Source organism: Treponema ruminis (assembly GCF_014201975.1).
GTDB lineage: Bacteria > Spirochaetota > Spirochaetia > Treponematales > Treponemataceae > Treponema_D > Treponema_D ruminis.
On record NZ_JACHFQ010000001.1, the window covers coordinates 581,490 to 601,359 of the forward strand.

At 43.4% G+C, this 19,870-nt stretch carries 18 protein-coding genes and 2 tRNA genes; 9 read left to right on the forward strand and 11 right to left on the reverse strand.

The features are described from left to right. The first annotated feature begins 20 nt into the window (after nt 1-20). Together HNP76_RS02395 and HNP76_RS02400 are read left to right on the forward strand one after the other, a co-directional pair. Nucleotides 21-2,516, forward strand: coding sequence for an ATP-dependent RNA helicase (locus tag HNP76_RS02395; RefSeq protein ID WP_184657087.1), 2,496 nt, complete (start codon nt 21-23; stop codon nt 2,514-2,516). A gap of 53 nt (nt 2,517-2,569) precedes the next feature. After that, the gene (locus HNP76_RS02400) at nt 2,570-3,499 is read left to right on the forward strand and encodes a ketopantoate reductase family protein (protein WP_184657089.1); all 930 of its coding nucleotides are present in this window, start codon (nt 2,570-2,572) and stop codon (nt 3,497-3,499) included. A gap of 128 nt (nt 3,500-3,627) precedes the next feature. Here the strand turns inward: HNP76_RS02400 and HNP76_RS02405 are convergent, their stop codons facing one another. Then, nucleotides 3,628-4,512 carry a hypothetical protein gene (locus HNP76_RS02405; protein ID WP_184657091.1) on the reverse strand — a complete coding sequence of 295 codons (885 nt, stop codon included), beginning with the start codon at nt 4,510-4,512 and terminating at the stop codon, nt 3,628-3,630. Next, entirely contained in the window at nt 4,499-4,906 is a 408-nt protein-coding gene (locus tag HNP76_RS02410) for a hypothetical protein (RefSeq protein ID WP_184657093.1), read from the reverse strand. Before HNP76_RS02410 ends, HNP76_RS02405 begins: the two co-directional genes overlap by 14 nt. Before the next feature lie 174 nt (nt 4,907-5,080). On the opposite strand from HNP76_RS02410, the gene HNP76_RS02415 reads away from it, so the two are divergent. The 3 genes from HNP76_RS02415 to HNP76_RS02425 all read left to right on the forward strand — a co-directional run bounded on the left by HNP76_RS02415 (nt 5,081) and on the right by HNP76_RS02425 (nt 6,111). Next, complete coding sequence (locus tag HNP76_RS02415; protein WP_184657095.1) at nt 5,081-5,422, forward strand: helix-turn-helix domain-containing protein; 342 nt, start codon at nt 5,081-5,083, stop codon at nt 5,420-5,422. A 90-nt stretch (nt 5,423-5,512) separates the two neighbouring features. After that, nucleotides 5,513-5,734 carry a DUF2281 domain-containing protein gene (locus tag HNP76_RS02420; protein ID WP_184657096.1) on the forward strand — a complete coding sequence of 74 codons (222 nt, stop codon included), beginning with the start codon at nt 5,513-5,515 and terminating at the stop codon, nt 5,732-5,734. Beyond that, on the forward strand, nt 5,734-6,111 hold the full coding sequence (locus tag HNP76_RS02425; RefSeq protein WP_184657098.1) for a type II toxin-antitoxin system VapC family toxin: 378 nt from the start codon (nt 5,734-5,736) through the stop codon (nt 6,109-6,111). Before HNP76_RS02420 ends, HNP76_RS02425 begins: the two co-directional genes overlap by 1 nt. A gap of 132 nt (nt 6,112-6,243) precedes the next feature. On the opposite strand, the gene HNP76_RS02430 is transcribed toward HNP76_RS02425, so the two are convergent. From HNP76_RS02430 to HNP76_RS02445, 4 genes are all read right to left on the reverse strand, one after another. After that, nucleotides 6,244-7,233 (reverse strand): TAXI family TRAP transporter solute-binding subunit, encoded by a 990-nt coding sequence (locus HNP76_RS02430; protein WP_184657100.1) that lies wholly within the window; start codon nt 7,231-7,233, stop codon nt 6,244-6,246. Nucleotides 7,234-7,346: 113 nt separating this feature from the next. Next, nucleotides 7,347-9,311, reverse strand: a complete 1,965-nt coding sequence (locus HNP76_RS02435; protein WP_184657101.1) for a TRAP transporter permease — start codon at nt 9,309-9,311, stop codon at nt 7,347-7,349. Between the two features lie 113 nt (nt 9,312-9,424). Beyond that, complete coding sequence (gene htpG / locus HNP76_RS02440) at nt 9,425-11,398, reverse strand: molecular chaperone HtpG (protein ID WP_184657103.1); 1,974 nt, start codon at nt 11,396-11,398, stop codon at nt 9,425-9,427. A 106-nt stretch (nt 11,399-11,504) separates the two neighbouring features. Further along, nucleotides 11,505-11,771, reverse strand: a complete 267-nt coding sequence (locus tag HNP76_RS02445; protein ID WP_184657105.1) for a hypothetical protein — start codon at nt 11,769-11,771, stop codon at nt 11,505-11,507. A 108-nt stretch (nt 11,772-11,879) separates the two neighbouring features. On the opposite strand from HNP76_RS02445, the gene HNP76_RS02450 reads away from it, so the two are divergent. The 3 genes from HNP76_RS02450 to HNP76_RS02460 all read left to right on the forward strand — a co-directional run bounded on the left by HNP76_RS02450 (nt 11,880) and on the right by HNP76_RS02460 (nt 12,602). Then, a tRNA-Ala gene (locus tag HNP76_RS02450) sits at nt 11,880-11,953 on the forward strand. A gap of 126 nt (nt 11,954-12,079) precedes the next feature. Beyond that, nucleotides 12,080-12,148: transfer RNA gene (locus HNP76_RS02455), tRNA-OTHER, on the forward strand. Nucleotides 12,149-12,209: 61 nt separating this feature from the next. Beyond that, the gene (locus HNP76_RS02460) at nt 12,210-12,602 is read left to right on the forward strand and encodes a hypothetical protein (RefSeq protein ID WP_184657107.1); all 393 of its coding nucleotides are present in this window, start codon (nt 12,210-12,212) and stop codon (nt 12,600-12,602) included. Between the two features lie 6 nt (nt 12,603-12,608). Here HNP76_RS02460 and trxA read toward each other — a convergent pair whose 3' ends face one another. The 4 genes from trxA to HNP76_RS02480 all read right to left on the reverse strand — a co-directional run bounded on the left by trxA (nt 12,609) and on the right by HNP76_RS02480 (nt 15,510). Continuing rightward, nucleotides 12,609-12,914, reverse strand: coding sequence for a thioredoxin (gene trxA, locus HNP76_RS02465; protein WP_184657109.1), 306 nt, complete (start codon nt 12,912-12,914; stop codon nt 12,609-12,611). Between the two features lie 86 nt (nt 12,915-13,000). Then, nucleotides 13,001-13,630, reverse strand: a complete 630-nt coding sequence (locus tag HNP76_RS02470) for a LysM peptidoglycan-binding domain-containing protein (protein ID WP_184657111.1) — start codon at nt 13,628-13,630, stop codon at nt 13,001-13,003. 141 nt (nt 13,631-13,771) lie between these two features. Further along, on the reverse strand, nt 13,772-14,599 hold the full coding sequence (gene nadE, locus HNP76_RS02475) for an NAD(+) synthase (RefSeq protein ID WP_184657112.1): 828 nt from the start codon (nt 14,597-14,599) through the stop codon (nt 13,772-13,774). Further along, complete coding sequence (locus tag HNP76_RS02480; protein ID WP_184657115.1) at nt 14,596-15,510, reverse strand: fructosamine kinase family protein; 915 nt, start codon at nt 15,508-15,510, stop codon at nt 14,596-14,598. The genes nadE and HNP76_RS02480 overlap by 4 nt, the downstream gene beginning before the upstream one ends. A 168-nt stretch (nt 15,511-15,678) precedes the next feature. Here HNP76_RS02480 and HNP76_RS02485 point away from each other — a divergent pair, with 168 nt between their 5' ends. Beyond that, nucleotides 15,679-18,171 (forward strand): bifunctional diguanylate cyclase/phosphodiesterase, encoded by a 2,493-nt coding sequence (locus HNP76_RS02485; protein WP_184657117.1) that lies wholly within the window; start codon nt 15,679-15,681, stop codon nt 18,169-18,171. Here the strand turns inward: HNP76_RS02485 and HNP76_RS02490 are convergent. Continuing rightward, nucleotides 18,168-19,832 (reverse strand): sensor domain-containing diguanylate cyclase, encoded by a 1,665-nt coding sequence (locus HNP76_RS02490; protein WP_184657119.1) that lies wholly within the window; start codon nt 19,830-19,832, stop codon nt 18,168-18,170. The genes HNP76_RS02485 and HNP76_RS02490 overlap by 4 nt on opposite strands. Nucleotides 19,833-19,870 lie beyond the last annotated feature (38 nt).

Here is a 19,870-nt window from a genome sequence, read left to right on the forward strand (position 1 = left end):
TTCTATTATAATGGTCTCAAATGAATCCTGAACTTTCCAATCTTCCGATATATCCGTATCTTGACCAGATTTGTGATACTCTGAAATCTTCTGAATCTCGTTTTCTCGTTCTTACTGCTGAAACAGCTGCTGGAAAATCTACTGCAGTTCCTCTTGCTTTGCTGGAACATTTTGATGGAAAGATTTTGATGCTTGAACCTCGTCGTCTTGCAGCGAGTGCGATTGCGGACAGGCTTTCGGATTTGCTTGGCGAGGAAACTGGCGGAACGGTGGGTTACAGGCTTCATCTTGACTCAAAAGTTTCGGCACGGACTCGGCTTGAAGTTATTACAGAGGCAATTTTGACAAGGCGCTTGCAGGTTGATCCGCTTTTGGAAGATGTGAATGTGATTGTTCTGGATGAGTTTCACGAGCGTTCGATTCATTCTGATCTGGCACTTGCTTTCTTAAAAGAGACGATGCAGCTTCGCGATGATTTGTTTGTAATCGTGATGAGTGCAACTATTAACTATCGTTCGATAGCAGAATACTTGGGTTGTAAGGAAAAACCAGCACCTGTTATGCAGATTCCAGGGCGTCAGTTCCCGGTTGAGATTGAATACAAGCCGAACTTGAGCGTTGCGGATGCGATTTTGGAAGAATTAAAAACTAACGATAGTTATAAAAAGAATCCACAAAACGAAAGATTTATTCTTGAAAAAAACTCAAAGTTTCGCTCAGATACAATTCTTTGCTTTTTGCCTGGCATTTATGAAATTCGAAAAACAAAAGCTGAGCTTGAAGAAAAACTAACTTCCGATAGTTCAATAGAAATTCTGATTCTTCATTCTTCCGTGCCTTTGGGTGAGCAGCGAAAGATTCTTCGTCCGTGTTCAGTGGATTCTCCTCGCCGTGTGATTCTTTCCTCTGCAATTGCGGAAACTTCACTCACTGTTCCCGGCGTTACGATTGTCGTGGATTCTGGACTTTGCCGTGTGAATAAAATGAATGTTGCTCTTGGGATGGAACACCTTGTGACTGAGAACGAAAGCCTTTTCAGTGCAGAGCAGCGTGCGGGGCGTGCTGGTCGAGTTGCTGCCGGAAAATGTGTTCGTTTGTGGGGTGAGCATGATGTGCGGCTGGAGCAAAATCAGCCTGAAATCTTGCGTGCCGATTTGACAGGGCTTGTGCTTGAATGTGCCGAATGGGGAGCGGGTGAAATTGAAAAACTAGACTGGCTTACCCGGCCTAATGAATCTGCCTGGAATGCAGCGAAGTTTTTGCTAGAAAATCTGGATTGTCTTGAAATTCATGAAGATTCACTCGGTATAAAATCTACACGAATTACCGAAAAAGGAAAGGCTGTTTTGAAGCTTGGTCTCCATCCCCGGTTTGCCTGTGTGGCTCTTGCGGGCGGAGCGGAATCGGTTCTTCCTTTTTCGGAATATGCCAAAGCAAGCCCGGAGCGGCAGAAGATTTTCTTGAATGATTTGAAACGTCGATTGAAAGGATTGAATGCCTCGCAAGAATGTGCGGAAAAAGCCGGTAAATCTCCTGTTTTATCAGGTTTTCCTGACAGAATTGCCAGAATTTCTCCTGAGACACAAGCGAATGCTGATCGTGCTGAATATCAGTTTCCGAGCGGGCGGAAGGCCTGGCTTAGCCGTGAGCTTCTTTCTCAGGCTCGGCTTTCTTCCTTTCCGATCTGGCTTGTTGCGCCTGAAGTTGATGCCGGGGAACGGACTGGAAAAATCTATTCTTTTGAGGCGCTTTCTGAAAATCAGGCCGAAGAGTTTTTGAAGAATCATGCGAAGTCTGAAATAAGAACGGAATTTGTAGGACTAACGAACGGAAGCGATTTCAAAAATCTTTCGATTCAGAAAAAGGAAGTTCTGGCTTACGGCGCGATTATAATCAAGGAAAAGAAACTGCCGCCTTCGGAAGAAGACTTTGCGTTGGCACTTTGTGACCTTGTCGGCAAAAAAGGCCTGGATTCACTACCGCTCGATAGCAAAATTTCAGATTTTCTGCTGAGAACCGAGTTTTACATCAAAAATCAGCCAGAAAATGAACGTTCTGAACTTGTTTCAGATTCTGAATTGCAGAAAAAGTTTAATTCTCTTGCGAAAAATGCGAAAGAATGGTTACGACCGTTCGTTAAGTCACAAAAAATCAACGCCCAGGACATTTATGATGCCCTTTACTGGTATCTTGACGGAGCTGAAATCGATTCAAAAGTTCCCCTGCAGCTCACTCTGGCTAACGGACGGAAGCGTAAAATCAAGTATGAAAAGAAAGCGGACGGAAAGATACAGCCCGCACTGGAAATAATAATCCAGCAGATTTTCGGCTGCTTTGAGACCCCGAAGATTTTGGGAACGCCGGTTCTGCTCAAACTCCTTTCTCCTGCAAGCCGTCCACTTCAAATCACCGATGACCTTGAGCATTTCTGGACCGGTGCATGGATTGAAATCTGTAAGGAAATGAAAGGCCGCTACCCCAAGCACAACTGGGATTACCGAATTTGTGAAGAATAACACTTAGTGCTATAATTTTCCTCAAGTAAAAATAGATTTTCGGGGGGCAATATATGAAAATCGTTATTATCGGTGCCGGTGCAATGGGATGCCTTTACGGAGCATATCTCAGCCGCAATCATGAAGTCATCATGCTTGACAGTTTTGACAAGCAGGTTGAAGCAATCAATCAGAACGGAATAACAGTCCTTGAGGAAGACGGCAGGGAAGAAAATTTCAAGAACGTAAAGGCCTGCATTTCCGGAGAATACAAGGAAGCTGCTGATCTGGTCGTCGTTTTCGTAAAGTCAACCTTCACCGAAGACGCGCTTCGTGACAATAAAAAACTTTTTGGCGATAAAACCCTCGTAATGACACTTCAGAACGGTGCCGGAAATGACCGCAAAATCGCAAAATACGTCAACAAAAAGAACATCATCATTGGAACAAGCAAGCACAATTCCGTAAACATGGGCGGCGGAAAAGTCCGACACAGCGGAAGCGGCGAAACGACAATCGGAAGCAATCTCGAAAACAACAAGAACCTCGACAAAATCCAGGCAATCCTCGAAGAATGCGGCTTTAAGGTCGAAAAGACGAACGACATTCAGCGGGTAATCTGGAGCAAGCTTTTCGTAAACCTTTCAATCAATACATTCACGGCAATTACGCGAGCTCCAATCGGCTCAATGATAGAAAACAAGTACGCCTGGGACTTTGCAGAAAAAATGATTTGTGAGGCAGTAGACGTAGCCGAAGCCGACGGAACCCATTTTTCATACCGGGAAGTGCTCAACATGGTTCATCATGTGTGCGAAGACGCCGGCAAAGGCTATTCATCAATGAGCCAGGACGTAATGAACTGCCGCCTGACCGAAATCGACGCAATCAACGGCGCCATCGTCGAGCAGGCAAAACTCTACAACGTAAAAGTCCATTACAATTCGCTGATAGTAGACTTGATCCACGCAATCGAAGGGGCGTACAGGTATCACAAGGAATAGGGGGAAGGGGGAAGTTTCCCCCTCGCTCCAACCGCTTCGCGGTTTCCGCTACCCCCTCTGCGGGGATTCCCCGCAACGCCCCAGTTCTTTCTCTTTAGTAATTGTGTTTGGTTTTATTCTTTTCTGGATTATCTAATAAAATCTGAGTTTATGTAGATTCTATTTTCATCATAACGATAAACACTTTTGGAGGTAAAGTTTTCTCCATTTTTATTCCCGGTAGAATTTGTCTCAATAATAGTATATTCTCCATTTTTTAGAAAACTTAATTGTTCAGATAAACCTGGGTTTTCTTTTACAAGATTAGTTATAAATTCTGTAATATCGATTTCATGTTCTTTGTTATACTTTACATTTCTGTATTTTTCAAAACTATAAATACTTTTATAAAGAAGCGAATTTGTTGTTTCAACATATACATCTCCATTATAGGTGTATGAATTGTTAAATACTTTTAAGACAGGTGTTTCTATTTCTTTTTCTTCTGAATTTTGAACACTTTTGAATTTTATATCATTTGCGATAGTATATGTTTTAAAAAATAAGTATTCTGCGGTCTCAACATTTAATAATTTAACCGTAAGTACATAGTCATTACCTAAGTTTTCAATTTTTCCGACAACCAATGCTTGTGCACCAATTTTTTTGCAAAGTGAAACTGCAGTCTCATCATCAACATATCCAGAATACTGAAATTCAGATTCTCTTTCTAATTTATCAAATTCATCTCTTGAAACAATTATGAGCTTGTTGTTTTGATCTACTTCCATAATATCTGAAATAAGTTTTTCTTTAATATAGCTACCAAGCTTTTTTGAATCTGCCTTAAAATCAAGGACAGCAATGGATGTGTTTTTTTGAAGAGTAAAAACTATAGACTCACTTATAGAATTAATTATGGTATCTAAATTTGATTTTTTGGCAAAAAGTTCTGGTAAAAAAAAGACAAAACAAATGAGGAGAATAAATTTTTTTTTAATTGTAAACATTTTAAGTCTCTTACCAATCTTCATAAGGTAAAATTTCAATATACAAATCATTAAATTTACAATACATGTTTAATGTGTACTTTTTTCCACTTTTCGATTCTACTTTTACAAGGTCGACTTGATTCCAATCAAATTCTTCTTTTGACTTTTTCTTTTCACCGTTTTTTAGAGTGCATGTCATATATGTAGCAAAGCGATCTTCGTTTTGAACTTTAGAATCTAGAGAAAAAGAAAATGCATCTGCATTGGCAGATGTTCTTGAACCTCTTGGAACTCTGATTTTTATTCTAAAAGTATCGTCATTTCCTGATTTATTTATCAAGACCATGTAATCTCTTGCGTTAGAGATTAAACCATATTCTTGAGCGAAGAAAGACGAAGAAAGAACAAAAAATAGCAAAAATAAAATTTTTTTCATTAGAGGCTCCATGAAAAATACAGATTTTCAAATCTTATATTATTGATTTGATAAAGAATCAAACATTTTATATTTATTTAAACAAATACAATATATTTGAAATTTTGACAATATCTAAAGTTTCAAATATTTGAGATTGTAAAAATAAATTAAAAAATATCGCATAGTTACAATATGAATTCTTTTGCAATCCGAGAGATTTTTGCAAATAATCTTCGCTTTTTTCGAAAAAGTCATAATCCCCCATTTACGCAGGAAAAACTTTCTGAATTGGTTGGGAAAAATCAAAATTATATAGGATTAATCGAAAAGGGGAAAAGTTCTCCGCCTTTGGAAATGATTGCTTTGATTGCTGAAAAATTAGAAATAGAACCTAGTTTATTACTTGAAGAAAAAGCTTCACTTGATAATTTGAAAAGCTTTAACAAGGAAGACTTAATAACAGAATTGTCTTCAAAGATTGTAGCAAATTTGCAAAGTTCTATTACAAATGAAATTCGAAATGCTTTAAAATAATACATAACAGGTTTTAATCAATTATAAATTACTAAAATAGCTGTGTTTTACAACAAATTGTGGTATACTATTTGTAACGGAGGTGTGTGTATGAGTGGTGCACTTGCTTATGTACAGAATCAGATTCTTGAATTCTCATTAGAAGAGCAGCTTTATTTACTGGCATATATTGCAAATAATGTTAATAAAAAAAATAAAGCAAAACATACTTCTGCCAAAAAAAAGTCCTATTTCGGTGCGCTCAAAAATAAAATAAGTTATATTGCTCCTGATTTTGATGAACCCCTTGCGGATTTTGCGGAGTACATGTAATGAAATATTTGCTTGATACACATGCAATTCTTTGGTATGCACAAGGAAATAATGAACTTTCAGAAAAAGCCCGCTCTATTATGGAATCAGAAGAATGTTTTTATAGCATGGCTTCTCTTTGGGAAATTGCTATTAAACAAAAATTAGGAAAACTTGATGAAACACTTGCTATTACAGAATTAGATGAATTATGTAGGGACGCAGGTTTTATACAAATACCAATGACTTCTTCTCATGTCGAAAAGACAAAAACTCTTGATTTTATTCATCGTGATCCGTTTGACCGCCTTATTATTGCACTTGCACAGTCAGAAAATCTTACGATAATTACGCGAGATACAATAATCCCCAAATACGATGTAAAGACTGTTTGGTAAAAATAATTTTTTGAAATCTTTCCCGCGCCAGGGTATGGAGCCCCGAAGTTGCCAGCTTGCTGGCAATGAGCGTAAGCGAAGGGCGGAACACCCGCCCCGTCCTTAGGACGAGTGGCGCCCCTCTAAATCCCTTTATTTAATAATCCCAGCTTCTTTGTAGTATTTTGCGGCTCCGTCGTGGAGTGGGAGGCCTGCGATGTCTACTACGGCTGCTTCCGGTGTGAGGCCCTTGAGGTTTTTCTGTGCTTCACCGAGTTCTGCGATATGTTCCCAGAGTGTTTTTGTGAGCTGGTAGACTGTTTCTTCGTCGAGGCTTGTTGATGTGAACATTACCATTTTGATTGCCGAAGTCTGAACGTCAGAGTCCTGTCCCGGGTAGGTCTGAGCTGGAATCGTGAATTTTGCGTACCACGGATAGTCTTTCTTGAGGCTTGCGATTACGTCATCGCCGATGTTTACGAGATGGCATCCTGCTGAACATGCCTGGCTGACTGCTGCTGCCGGTGCACCGCTCATAATCCATGCGCCGTCGATTGTTCCGTTCTGGAGCATGTCTGCTGCGTCTCCGAATGCGATGTATTCTGCCTGAATGTCGCTTGGATAGTTCATGCCGACTGCGGTGAAGTGGTTTTTGCATTCACCTTCGACTGAAGAACCAGCAGCTGCTACTGCGAAATGCTTTCCCCTTACGTCTGCAATCTGTTCGATTCCTGATTTTTTTGTTGCGACGACCTGGTTCGGGTTAAAGTAAAGTCCTGCGATTACGCGCAAGTCCTTGTTTGCGTTTCCCTTGAAGCTGTCAGTTCCGTTGAAGCTCTGCCAGCAGTTTGATGAAATTGCGATTGAAACCTGTGATTCTCCGTCTGCAATCTGGTTGAGGTTGTCGATTCCGCCGTTTGAAGCCTGGCTTGAAGCGCTTACGAAGTCAATCTGTGTGTCCCAGAGGTTTGTGATTGCGGCACCGACTGCGTAAAGTGCGCCGCTTGCTCCCGCTGTCGGGAATTTGATTGTGACTTTCTCGTGTGAGCCAGCTGCGGCTGTTTTCTTTTCATTGCATGAAGCAAGTGAAAGGGCAAGAATCGTGCCAGCAATGGCAGCGAATACTTTTGTTGTTTTTTTCATAAAAACTCCTTTTATTTTATTTGGGTGCAACCGGCACAAGTGCCGGTCGGGCTTTCCGGGGTTCCGCTGTTCGCTTCATTGCTTCACTTTGTTCCGCAACGCTTCGCGCCCCTTCAATCCCTTGCACGAAAATTCCTAATCAATTGATACGCAATCACAGCGACCAGAATTCCGAATCCGATAAAATCAGTCGTGACTCCTGCGTAAAGAAGAAGCGGGGCTACAATCAGAAGGGCTGCGCGCTCAATCCAGCCCGATTTCCTCAGGAACCAGCCTTCAAGTGCTCCAACCAGCGTGACTGTTCCGACTGCGGCCGTAATGCTTGCCCAAAGGCTTTGTGCCAGCGTGAAGTCCGGGCTTGAGCCAATCAGGAGAACCGGATTTCCCAGGAAGAAGAATGGAATCAAAAATCCGATGAGCCCCAGCCGGACTGCAAGAAGTCCTGTCTTGAGCTGATTTGAGCCTGCGATTCCCGAAGCGACATAGCAGCTGATTGCGACCGGCGGCGTGATGTTTGAAAGGCATGCGTAAATCAGACAGAACATGTGTGCCGGAAGCGGTGCGATTCCAACCTTGATTAAGACCGGAACGGCTACTGCCTGAACGATAACGTAGGCGGCAACTCCAGGAACTCCCATGCCGAGGATAATCGACATCAGCATTACCAAAAATCCTGTCAGGTAAATCGAATTGCTTGGAACAACGTTGAGGATCAGATAGCCCATGTTCAATCCCAGGCTCGTGAGCGTTACCGTTCCGATTATCACGCCGATGATGACACAGGAAACTCCGACACCGATTGCGCTCCTTGCTCCCTCAACGCAGGCGGCGAGGATTTTGTCAGGAGTCATGCGGGTTTCCTTCCGAATCCAGCTTGCTCCGATCGTCACGAAAATTGAAATTACTGCCGCAAGAAGCGGAGTGAAGCCCTTGCACATGAGAGCAATCAAAATTACCAGCGGAAGGACTAGATGACCTTCTTCCTTTACGACTTTGAGTGCGTTCGGAATGTTTTCCTTTGCGATTCCCGAAAGACCGAGCCGTTTTGCCTCAAAGTGAACTGCAACCAGAAGTCCCAGATAATAGAGGAAAGCCGGAAGAATCGAAGCAATCATTACGGCGGTGTAGCTCAAATTGAGGAATTCTGCCATTACAAAGCCGACTGCGCCCATAATCGGAGGGCAGAACTGACCGCCTGTGGAAGCCGTTGCCTCAACAGCGGCGGCAAATTCCTTTTTGTAGCCGGTCTGCTTCATCAGCGGAATCGTAATCGTACCTGTGGTGGCCACGTTTGCGACAGCTGAACCGTTAATCATTCCCATGAGTGCCGAAGCAAGAACCGCAACCTTGGCAGGACCGCCCGGAGTCTGACCTACGAGAGTGAGCGAAAAGTCATTGATGAACTTTGAAAAGCCCGAATATTTAAGGAATGAGCCGAAAACAACGAAAAGGAAGATGTAAGTCGCAGAAACGCTGATGCCGGTTCCCAAAACGCCCTGAGTTCCCCAGAACTGAGTGATTAAAACTCGCTTGAGAGTGAATCCGTTGTGCCCAAGCTGACCCGGAATGTATTTTCCGAAGAAATTGTAAGCAAGAAAGACAGTCGCAAGAATCGCAAGGTTTGGAGAAGTGCGACGTGAAGCCTCAAAAACAACAAGAATAGCCGCCGCCGCAATCCAGACCTCATATTTATTGATTCGTCCGCCGTTCCGTGCGATTTCAGTGTAATGGGTTATAAGATATCCGAAAGTAAAGACAGCCGCCAAAATAAGAACTAAGTCAACAATCGGCGGAAATTTTCGAACCCGCTTCTGTTTTTTGTAGGCAGGATAAAGCAAGAAAGTAAATGCAAGCAAGAAAATGCAGTGGAAAGCCCGAAGATTAATCGCGCTGATAACGCCGAAAGTGCTGAACCAGAGCTGGAAAGCCGTCCAAAGGCACAAAAGCACGGTGATTGCAATTGCCGCCGGCCCAGAATAAGTTCGCAGGCGGGATTCAGAATCCTTTTCCTCAAGAAGAGCCTGAGCCTTTTCTTCTTCCGCAGTCTGATTTGTATTGATTGTCTCGTTTTCTTTCATGAATTGTTTCTCTTAACAGAAATATTCTAGCAGAATTCACGCTGAAAGAGAATGGCATACACAAAAAAGCCGCTCCCCACATAGGAAGCGGCATTCATTGGCTTTATAATGTTTTACTTGCTAAGCAATTTATTCATTGCCTTAACGAACTCCATCGGATCCTTGAGCTCAGCACCACTTACAAGCAATGCCTGGTCAAAGAGGACTTCGCTCACGTCTGCGATGTAGGCTTCGTCCGTGCAAGATTCCAGTGTCTTGACGATTGCGTGGTCGCCGTTGATTTCGAGGATTGGCTTGATTCCAGGGCCGGCCTGACCCATTGCACGCATCATGCGCTCCATCTGGATTCCAGGATCGTTCTCGTCAACTACGATACAGCTCGGTGAGTCAGAAAGTCGTTTTGAAAGCACGACGTCCTTTACGCGCTCGCCGAGTGCCTTCTTGATTTTTTCCTGAACTGGCTTGAAGGCTTCTTCCTTCTTCTTTGCCTCGTCCTTGTCAACGCCAAGCTCGTCGTCGCTTCCGGCGCGGTTTACAGCCTTGAGGTCGAATTCCTTGTATTTCATCAGACTTGGAATTACGATGTCGTCAATTTCGTCAGCCATAATCAGGACTTCAAAACCCTTCTTTTTGTATGCTTCGAGGAGTGGTGAAGCGCGCAAGTTCTTTTCGTCGGTTCCTGTAATATAGTAGATTGCTTTCTGCTCAGGCTTCATTCTCTGAACATAGTCGGCAAAGCTTGTCCAGTTGTCGTCGCCAGTGCCGGCTGCATCAGTGCTCTTGAAGCGGACGATTTCTGAGATTTCCTCGCGGTTTGCGTAGTCTGAGTAGAGGCCTTCCTTCATCGGGCGGTTGAAATTCTTTACGAACTTGTTCCACTTTTCGATTGCGGCCTTTTCGTCGTCGCTGCGTTTGTCGGCTTCAGTCTTCTTTGCCTTGTCAGCGGCTTCACCCATCTTTTTGAACTCGCTGAGCAATTTCTTGACGCTTGCGCTCTTGATAGTCTCAAGAATTCGGTTCTGCTGCAAAATCTCGCGGCTTACGTTGAGTGGCAAATCCTCACTGTCGATGATACCGCGGACAAAGCGCAAATAAGCCGGCAAAAGCTCGCGGTCGTCGTCAGTGATGAAAACTCGTTTTACATAAAGTTTGACACCGCTCTGGTAGTCAGCCTGATACATATCGAAAGGAGCGTTCTGTGGAACATAGAAAAGTGTTGTGTATTCCTGAGTTCCTTCTGCGTGTGTGTGAACATAGTGAAGCGGCTCCTGACCGTCGTGACTGATTGTCTTGTAGAAGTTGTCGTAATCTTCCTTTTTGAGCTCGCTCTTGCTTCTCTTCCAGAGGGCAGAAGCTGAGTTTACCTGATCAACCTTGTCCTCGCTTCCAGTGATGTTGCCCTTGTCGTCATATTTGTTCTGTGTGTAGTGAAGGTAAATCGGGAATGCAATGTGGTCACTGTAGCGTTTGATAAGCTCTTCAATCTTCCATCGTGAAGCGTACTCTTTTGAATCATCGTTCAAGAGCATTTCGATTGCAGAACCGCAGGTTTCAGCCTTATCAAAGCCATATTTTTTAGCCTCGTCGCTGTCTGCCTTGATTTCTTCGATTGTGTAGCTGTTTGTACCGTCGCTTGACCATTTATAGATTTTGTCGCTGGCTGCCTTTCGTGTGTAAACATTGATTCTTTTAGCAGCCATGAAAGCAGAGTAGAAACCGACACCGAACTGACCGATAAGGTTAGATTCTCCGGCGTTCTTATCCTCTGCGATTTTTTCGATGAAAGCCTTAGTTCCAGAGCGTGCGATAGTTCCGAGGTTGTTGTTCAAGTCTTCCTCGTTCATACCGATACCAGAATCCTGAACAGTCAAGATTTTGTTCGGGTCATCAAAAGTGATGTCGATTCTTGGCTCGCTCTTTACGCCCTTGTAAGTCTCGTCCGAAACCTTGAGGTAATTGAGCTTGTCGAGCGCATCCGAAGCATTGGAAACAATTTCGCGAAGGAAAATGTCCTTGTTTGAATACATTGAGTGGATGATAAGTTTAAGAAGCTGGTTTACTTCCGTTTGAAACTGATATTCTGCCATGGTTTTTATACCTCTATTTGAAATTTATATATAGAAAAGATAATGAAATTTTGAGAAAACGGAAAGAAAAAAATTCAGAATTTTAGGGAATACAATTATTAATGTATTATTCCGCTTCCTCGTAAAGAGCTTCGAATTCTGCCTGCTTCATGATGAAAAAGTCGCCTTTTTTTCCGCGTACGATATAATCGCCGGGCTCGGCTTTTTCAATCTTTTCGGCATTTTTGACTTTGAGAAGCGCATCGAGAACGCCGTCTTTGTCCACATCCGCGTAATCAAACATCACGAACTGGCCTGCAAATGCCTTGAGTTCTGCCTGATTTCTACCATTCCACTGAAGGGCTTCAACTGTTTCTTTTCTTCGGTACTTCATGTTTACCCCCGTTTCATTTTATAGAAGTTCATTTCCTTTAAAAAGATACATAATTTAGACTTAATCGGCTAGAATTTTTTCCAGGAATCTGTCATACTGAATCTATTCGGGGGCGTAGCTCACCTGGCTAGAGCGCTACAATGGCATTGTAGAGGTAGTCGGTTCAAGTCCGATCGTCTCCAGTAATTTTCGCTGTAATTGACACAGCTTTTTTTTGTTCAAAAAATGTTCCTGGTAGCAGAGAACCGACTTCCGAAACGAGCGCGCCGACAGGCGAAAAGGCGGCAAGGAGGCCGCCGTCAGCGAGTGGAGGCGGGGCTGGCGGGAGCGCTAGGAAGGCGCGACTAGAAGCCTCGGTTCAAGTCCGATCGTCTCCAACTAACTTCCAGTTTCAGCTGGAAGTTTTTTATTTTTACGCAATCTGTTATAATTCTTTTTATGAGAAAGAGTTTTATTCCTTTTACTGCGCTTTTGTTGATTTCTTTTCTGGCGATTTCCTGCCACCGTGCTGAGCCGGAGCTTGATTCTTGGAGCGTTTTCACATACGAAGAATATCAGGGCAGGCTTTACGCAAGCCAGTTCAAAGACAGGGTTTATATCGTTTTATGCGGGAATTTTGCCGGAATTGAGGCAAGCCTTAAGCTGAATCATTTGTGTACTCAGGAACAGTTTGAAATCTTTAAGGAAAAGCTGGTAGAGGCGGGGTGTGAAAGCAGGGGAGAGGCCGAAAAACCTGATGTAGAAGGTTATCCCGACCTCTCAATGTACCTGTCTTTCGTTTTCTCAAGCGACGAACTCCACGATTTGTGGTGTCAGTTCGGCTTGGAATGAAAATCTTTACTTGAACATTGCTTCCAAGGTTTCTTTTGGAACAAAGCCCATTGAAGTCTTTGCTGCTTCGCCATTTTTGAACAAAATTACTGTAGGAATGCTTACAATTCCGTATTTTTGTGCCAAAGCTGGCTCGTCATCGACATTTACTTTTCCGACTTTGATAGAATCATTCTCATTTGCAATCTGCTCAATTGTAGGTGCAAGCATTTTGCACGGACCGCACCAAGATGCCCAAAAATCTACGAGAACTGGCTTATCTGACTTGAGAACTTCTGCTTCGAAGTTTGATTCGGTGAGTGTGATTTCCATAATTTGGTCTCCTTATCGTATGATATATAATAAAGATAACTCAAAAAATGGAAATCGCAAAGAAAAAAATTTAGATATGGCTAAAATTAGTTAGGCATTACAACCGGTTCAGTTGATGTCTTTGGTTTTGAAGAATTACTTCCTTCTGATTTTGTTTCTTTTGCTTCTGTGGCTGCAGGCTTTTCACTTTTCTTTGCTGCGGCCTCTGCTTCGGCGATTGCTGTTGGTCCGCCCTTTGCAAGCAGGTCTGCAATCTCGATAAGGTGTGGGAGAATGTCAGCTGCTGCAGGAGTGTCTTTCTGTCGGTAAACGCCTGTGAGGTCGCGGAAGAAAGTGCTCATCTTTTTGGCTACGGCCTTATCCTTGATGTTCTTTTCAAAGTTCGGGATTGTAAGCTTCATGCCTGGTGTGATGAGTTCCGGGTCACTTACGACGTTTCGTGAGGCAAGCATGATAATCGGGAAGTAATATCCATTTTCGTCATCGCCAGCGTAGAAAGTCTTTGTGATTGATGTGAGGGTGTCACCCTTTTTTACAGTGTAATTTTTTGCTCCGTCCATAACGAGATTGCCGGCATGTGAGCTATAAACCTGATCGAAAGATTTATTGATTGCAGCCTGTTTTTGAGCTGCCGGATCCATTGTGCTTGTTGTTGCGCATGAAATCATACCAAACACGGCAACCAGTGACAAAGCGAGTAAAACAATTTTCTTCATTATAAGAAGACCTCCTGAGTTGATTTGGGTATTTTAATTTATTTTAAGGCGCGAATCAACTGGCTGCCGCCCTTTCGGGGTTCGGTCACCCTCATTCTTTCGCTACGCTCAGGAACAAGCCCCTCCACGGCGGGCGCGTGATTATATTTCCAGGAACAATGGGAGGTTCGGCCTGTAACAAGGCAATGCAATAATCTTTACCTTGAAGAGATTTGCCTTGTACTTGGCAATAATCTTTTCTGCATTTTCGCCCTTGACGTTCTTGCGGGCTAGCTCATTGACTTCGTGGTAGGTGAAGCCCAGGTTGTCTTCGTCAGTTTTGCCGCACATGCCGTCACTTGGAGCCTTGTGGGTCAGTGATGATGGAAGACCGAGATAATCGCCGATTGCAACGACTTCCTCGGTCGTGAGCTTGTTGATTGGGGCGAAATCTCCTGCTGCGTCTCCGTAGAATGTTGAGTAACCGACCAAATCTTCGCTCAGGTTACAGGTGTTTGCTACGCGGCAGTTTCCGATTTGAGCTCCGATTCCGTAAAGGGTTGCCATGCGGAGGCGGGCCGGTGTATTTGTCCTGAATACAGAAGAAAAACTATCGTTCAGTAGTTTAGCGTGATTCTCATCAAAAAGAGCATTTTCGTCAGTATCAACAACTCCGGCTACTGCAAAAGCTGATTGAAGTCCTTCGTAAGCCTGGGCGATGTTTACGGTGTAGTTTTTGATTCCTAAGTGACTAACTAACGTTTGTGAATCAGAAATATCTTTTTGTTCTCCGTTTGGCATCATTACACCGATTACGCGCTCTTTTCCCAGAGCCTTGACCATAAGGGCCGAAACTACGCTGGAATCTTTTCCGCCGGAAACACCGACAATAACTTTCGTTAGTTCGTTTCCGTTTTCGCTAATCCATTTCTGGATCCATTCAACGACTTCATTTGTGATTTTTGCAACGTCGAAATTGTATTCGCTCATTTTGTATATTCCTCCAAAATTGATTTTACAGGATTTAGATAGCTCGCTCCGAACATGTTCAGGTGGTTCAGGAGGTGGTAGAGATTGTATAAATCCCGCCGCTCATCATAGCCGGGCTGCAGGGGATTTGCTTCTTTGTAGGCCTGATAAAAACCCTGCTCAAAGCCACCGAAAAGCTCGGTCATTGCCAGGTCTGCTTCTGCGTGTCCGACGTAAGAAGCCGGATCAATCAGCCATGCTTTACCGTCTGAGCCTGGCATTGCGTTTCCGCTCCACAAGTCTCCGTGCAAAAGTGAAGGTTGCTCCGGCTCAATCAAAAAGTCTTCCAGGTGGTCAAGAAGTTTTGTAACTAACTTTCGTTCGTTTGTATCAAAATAAGAGTCCGCTTCCTTAAACTGAGGAGCCAGCCTTGAATTCCGGAAAAAGTCTATCCAGCTGTCGGAATCCCTGTTTTCCTGCTTTCTTGCTCCGATGAAATTGTCCTGAAGAAAGCCGAATTTTTTGCCGCAGGTGAATTTTTCAGTATCTGCCTTGTGCATGGCGGCAAGTTCCTGACCGAAATCTTCCCAGTAATTTTTGACTTTGGCTGCTGATTCAATGAAGTCCAAAAAGAGGAATGAATATCCAGCTTCTTCGCCGGCGTCTGTTCCGGTGCAGATGATTTTCGGAGTCTTTATTGTTTTAGTGGATTCGATTGCTGAAAGGGCGAGGGCTTCGGCTGTAAAAAATGGCGCGTTTTCCTTGGCGTTGGCCTTCATAAAAATCCTTTCGCCGTTATTGAGCGTGAGGCCATAGGCTTTGTTGATGTCGCCGCCAGTCAGTCTGTCAGTGTGTGCGATTGCTACTGAACTTCCAAAAAGAGTTACCAGGGCTTCTGCGAGCGAATCAAAGTGAGGTGGTGTTTTGAACATGGGTAAATATTACTCAGAATATTGATTTATGTCGATAAACTTTTGATTACCATGAATTTGCAGATCTTAAGGCGGAGGAAAAATATTGAAATAATATAAAATTTTCTTGTGAAATTCGTATGAAACGGTATATAATAGGTATACAACTTTCTGAAAATAAGGAAATTTATGGATAAAAGAAAAACTCTTATCTTTTTAAGAAATTTTTCGCTTTTGCTTAGTCTCCTTTGTATATTTGTCCTCTTTATTTTTCTTCTCCGCTTTATCACAAATGAGATTGATACAAATGATGAAATAAAACCGCCTGCAGAAGTTCGCCATCGGGTTTTGTTTATCAGCTCTTATGACCCGCTTTATTTTACTTACGATTCTCAGATAAAGGGCCTTGGAAAAAGTCTTTACCCAAACGGAATTGAATATGACGTTGCCTACATGTATTCCGATGCCCGCGGCAGTGCTTCAATCGACCAGTTTTACAGTTTTATAAAAAACCGCTTCTCAAATATGAAAAAATACGAAGCGATTCTTCTTGGTGATGACGCAGCCCTGGAATTCGCCCTCAAATATCAGTCAGAGCTTTTTCCAAACATGCCCATGATTTTCTTCGGTGTCAACAATTATGACCTGGCTTTAAAAGCTTCCCGAAATCCCTACATATCCGGTCTTTACGAAAATGACTACCTTGAAGAAACGATAAATCTTGCCATATCTCTTTTCCCGGAGCGAAAAACTTTAATCGGCCTTCATGACCAGTCGTCTTCGGGCAAAACTGATTTCGAGATTTTCTGGAGTCTTCGCGAGAAATATCCAGAATATTCTTTTGTTGATTTGGATTCTTCCCTTTTGTCACAGACTGATTTGGTTTTCCTGCTTGCTGAGCTTCCAAAGGATTCCATTCTCATTTACATGACCTGTTATTCTGACAAGCAGAGCAATGTTTATTCCATGCTTGCCCGCACAAGTACGGTCGTCCGTTCCGCATCGGTTCCTATTTTCAGAAATTATGTTGGTGGCGAAGGAATGGGTATTCTGGGCGGAGTTCACATGGACGTAGAGGAACAGTGCTATAAAGCCGGCCAGATGCTTATTTGGGCTCTGGGCAATGGCGACCTTTCAAAAATGCCCCTCGATGCTCACACAGAAAGCCGCACAGCTTTTGATTACCGCCTCATGAAGTCTTTTAACCTGGATTTTTCCCTTCTTCCAAAGGATACGATTTTCTATAACCGGCCTGAGTCTTTCCTGTCTCACTATGGCAAGATTCTTCCTACAATAATAATGCTTTTTGTAACGCTCATTATTATTCTGCTTTATTCAAAAGTCGGCAAAATGATTTCCATGACCTACATTGCCGAGCTTAAAAAATCGCAAAAGACACTTTTGGATTCTCAGGAGCAGCTCACTTATCAGGCCGAATACGATGAAATTCTTGACGTATTGAACAGGCGCACAATAACGGCCTGGCTGCGTGATAAAATGAAGCTGGACAGCGTTTATTCGGTCGTCATCATTGATATCGATGACTTTAAAATGCTCAACGAAAATTATGGTCATTCACTTGCTGACAGCATTTTGCAGTACATCGTTGCCCTTCTAAAAGGAATGGTCGAAGAGGGCGGCTGGAAGATTGCCCGCTTTGGCGGTGACGAGCTCCTTCTTGTTATTCCTGATGAAATTCTCGACATGGATTGCCAGACTGTCCGCCAGCTTTTTGCGGCTATCCGTGCTCCGATTCCTCTCGGTGACGAAAGCCTTGCGATTACGGCCAGCATGGGCGCTTCCTGCTCCGACGGAATTACGCCTGCAGAACAGCACATCATCAACGCAGAAACGGCAATGTATGAGGCAAAGACCCGGGGCAAGAACGGTATCGTAATTTACGACGATAAAATGAAGGAAAAGGCCCTCGAAGAAATCCGCATTAAAGAAAAATTGCAGGCTGCATTTGACAACGACGGCTTCTTCATGCTCTATCAGCCCCAGATTGATACCCAGACCAAACAGGTTTCAGGTTACGAGGCCCTGGTGCGAATGAAGGAACCGGGCATTTATCCGGGCCAGTTTATTCCTGTTGCAGAGCGCAGCGGCTGGATCTGGCGTATCGGCCGAATCACCACCGAGCTTGTAATCAAGCAGCTTGCGGCATGGCGTGACCAGGGCAAAACCCTGCATCCGGTTTCAGTAAACTTTTCGAGCAACCAGCTCAACGATCACGGTTACGTGGATTTTGTCGAAGAATTGCTCAACCGCTACGATATTCCTCCTCATTATCTGGAAATTGAAATTACTGAAGGCCTCTTCCTGGAAAAGAGCGTCCTGGCCGATGACATTTTCCGCCGCTTCAAGGATTTGGGAATCCGCCTGCTCATGGATGATTTTGGAACAGGCTATTCTTCTCTGGGCTACCTCACATACATTCCGGTTGACGTGATCAAGCTGGACAAATCTTTGGTTGATACCTATCTGGTTGACGGCAAGGATTCTTTCATCCGTAATATCATACACCTCATGCACGACTTGGACAAAAACATGATTATCGAGGGTGTTGAGGAAGAGCGCCAGTTCCTGCGACTTAAGGAATTCGGTGCTGATACGATTCAGGGATATTTCTTCTCGAAGCCAATTCCTGCCGACGAGGCAATTGATTTTACAGTAAGCTAATCTCTTGTAGCCTTCATTTCGACTTTCATGGCGTACATTTTTTCATCAGCGCGCTCAACGGCACTTTTGAAGTCAGCCGGTGAACGAGGGGTGAAGAATTCATATCCATAGGCAGCGGAAAATTTGTATTCGCTTTCTTCCTGATTTTTAACGGCTTCATCAAAATGGTGCAGCATGGTCATTACGTTCTCGCGGTAGAAATCCTGGCAGACGCAGATGAATTCGTCTCCACCCACCCTGTAAATCTTTCCCATATTGCCGACTACACTTACGAGACAGTCGCAGAATGACTTTATCATTTTATCGCCGATTAAATGGCCGAAGGTGTCGTTGATTTTTTTGAGGTGGTTCATGTCAAAGACAATCAGGCAGTATTCTTCATGCGAATCAGCCTTTTCGGCAAAATTATCGACCAGGGTAAACCATGCGGTTTTGTTGTAAACGCCGGTCGCAATGTCGATGAAGGCCATGGTCTTGTACATGTCAGCCTTGCTTACCTCTTTAAAAATCTTAAGTTCCTTCTGATAGGTAATAAAAAGCGTTGAGGTGAATGTGAGGGCGACTCCAATGCTTATTATTGAATTGAAGAATAAAGTGTTGAAAATTGAAAGGGTTGCAAGCGTAAATACGATGATTGAAGTAATCATTGAGAAGATGCAGAGATATTTAAATCTGCTGGTCTTAACCCAATCCTCTTTAAAGAGGGAAATTAATACGTAAATGCTAGAAATTAAGTAGATTGTATAGGACAGGAAGAGGGTGTTTTTTATAGCCCTGATGCCTGTAAACTGGAGTGTAAACTGAAGGAGAATGACCGGAATGATGACCCAGTAAAATGTCTTGAGGAAGCGGCGGTTCTTCTGATCGGTGATGCTTCTCATGAAAAGGAATGTAAAGAGGGATATGAAAAACTGGTTGAGGTACTTGAAGCACCACAAGAGGGGAAGGTTACCTGTGAAGAAAAGAAGGAGGGTTGAATCATCCAGCTGCCAGAGTCCGATGAAAAAAGTGAGCAGGGCAAAGTCCAGCAGAGTGTAGTCCTTTTTGTTTGTGTAGGAGAAAAGATGGTGGGTTCCGAAAAGGAAGAAGGATGTTACGATGAACATAACGCCAAGCAGGAAATTATTGAGGTGCTTGTAGATGATTGTAAAAAGAACCTGGGCGCTGTCTCCCAAAAAGATTTCCTCGTATTTTCCGGCGCAGATGTCAATTATTGCCTCGCTTTCGATGGAGAGGACTGATTTTTCTGAAATTGAAGGCAGGTCCACGAAATTGTAGATTGCCCTGTAGGATTTGATTGTTTTGGGCGTGGTGACGGTCTTGTATGAGTAAATTTCCTGGTCGTTGAGCTTTAATTTGACGTCCTGATGCTGCGAGTAAAAACAGATTGAGCTTGTGTCCAAATCGTTGGGGCTGATTTCGTGGTAGATTGTGGCTCTCATTCCGTCAGCAGGAACTTGTGCCGGGAGTGAAGGAATATAAACCTTTTCGCCGTAGTGATCGTAGTAGTACCAGCCTTTGTTGAAAGTCTTTTCCTGAAATTTGAAAATCTGCGCATCTTTTGTGTTTCGGCCTGCGATTACAACAAAAATGCCGGCTGCAATAAACAGAACAACGAGAAGATTGATTGTGTAGGTCTTAATATTCTGCGAAATTTGCATACTTTTAATTTTATTGGAAGAAAATTAAAAAAACAATG

Coding starts and splice junctions, on each gene's coding strand:
- HNP76_RS02395 (WP_184657087.1), top strand. CDS start 21: ATGAATCCTGAACTTTCCAATCTTCCGATATATCCGTATCTTGACCAG.
- HNP76_RS02400 (WP_184657089.1), top strand. CDS start 2,570: ATGAAAATCGTTATTATCGGTGCCGGTGCAATGGGATGCCTTTACGGA.
- HNP76_RS02405 (WP_184657091.1), bottom strand. CDS start 4,512: ATGAAGATTGGTAAGAGACTTAAAATGTTTACAATTAAAAAAAAATTT.
- HNP76_RS02410 (WP_184657093.1), bottom strand. CDS start 4,906: ATGAAAAAAATTTTATTTTTGCTATTTTTTGTTCTTTCTTCGTCTTTC.
- HNP76_RS02415 (WP_184657095.1), top strand. CDS start 5,081: ATGAATTCTTTTGCAATCCGAGAGATTTTTGCAAATAATCTTCGCTTT.
- HNP76_RS02420 (WP_184657096.1), top strand. CDS start 5,513: ATGAGTGGTGCACTTGCTTATGTACAGAATCAGATTCTTGAATTCTCA.
- HNP76_RS02425 (WP_184657098.1), top strand. CDS start 5,734: ATGAAATATTTGCTTGATACACATGCAATTCTTTGGTATGCACAAGGA.
- HNP76_RS02430 (WP_184657100.1), bottom strand. CDS start 7,233: ATGAAAAAAACAACAAAAGTATTCGCTGCCATTGCTGGCACGATTCTT.
- HNP76_RS02435 (WP_184657101.1), bottom strand. CDS start 9,311: ATGAAAGAAAACGAGACAATCAATACAAATCAGACTGCGGAAGAAGAA.
- htpG (WP_184657103.1), bottom strand. CDS start 11,398: ATGGCAGAATATCAGTTTCAAACGGAAGTAAACCAGCTTCTTAAACTT.
- HNP76_RS02445 (WP_184657105.1), bottom strand. CDS start 11,771: ATGAAGTACCGAAGAAAAGAAACAGTTGAAGCCCTTCAGTGGAATGGT.
- HNP76_RS02460 (WP_184657107.1), top strand. CDS start 12,210: ATGAGAAAGAGTTTTATTCCTTTTACTGCGCTTTTGTTGATTTCTTTT.
- trxA (WP_184657109.1), bottom strand. CDS start 12,914: ATGGAAATCACACTCACCGAATCAAACTTCGAAGCAGAAGTTCTCAAG.
- HNP76_RS02470 (WP_184657111.1), bottom strand. CDS start 13,630: ATGAAGAAAATTGTTTTACTCGCTTTGTCACTGGTTGCCGTGTTTGGT.
- nadE (WP_184657112.1), bottom strand. CDS start 14,599: ATGAGCGAATACAATTTCGACGTTGCAAAAATCACAAATGAAGTCGTT.
- HNP76_RS02480 (WP_184657115.1), bottom strand. CDS start 15,510: ATGTTCAAAACACCACCTCACTTTGATTCGCTCGCAGAAGCCCTGGTA.
- HNP76_RS02485 (WP_184657117.1), top strand. CDS start 15,679: ATGGATAAAAGAAAAACTCTTATCTTTTTAAGAAATTTTTCGCTTTTG.
- HNP76_RS02490 (WP_184657119.1), bottom strand. CDS start 19,832: ATGCAAATTTCGCAGAATATTAAGACCTACACAATCAATCTTCTCGTT.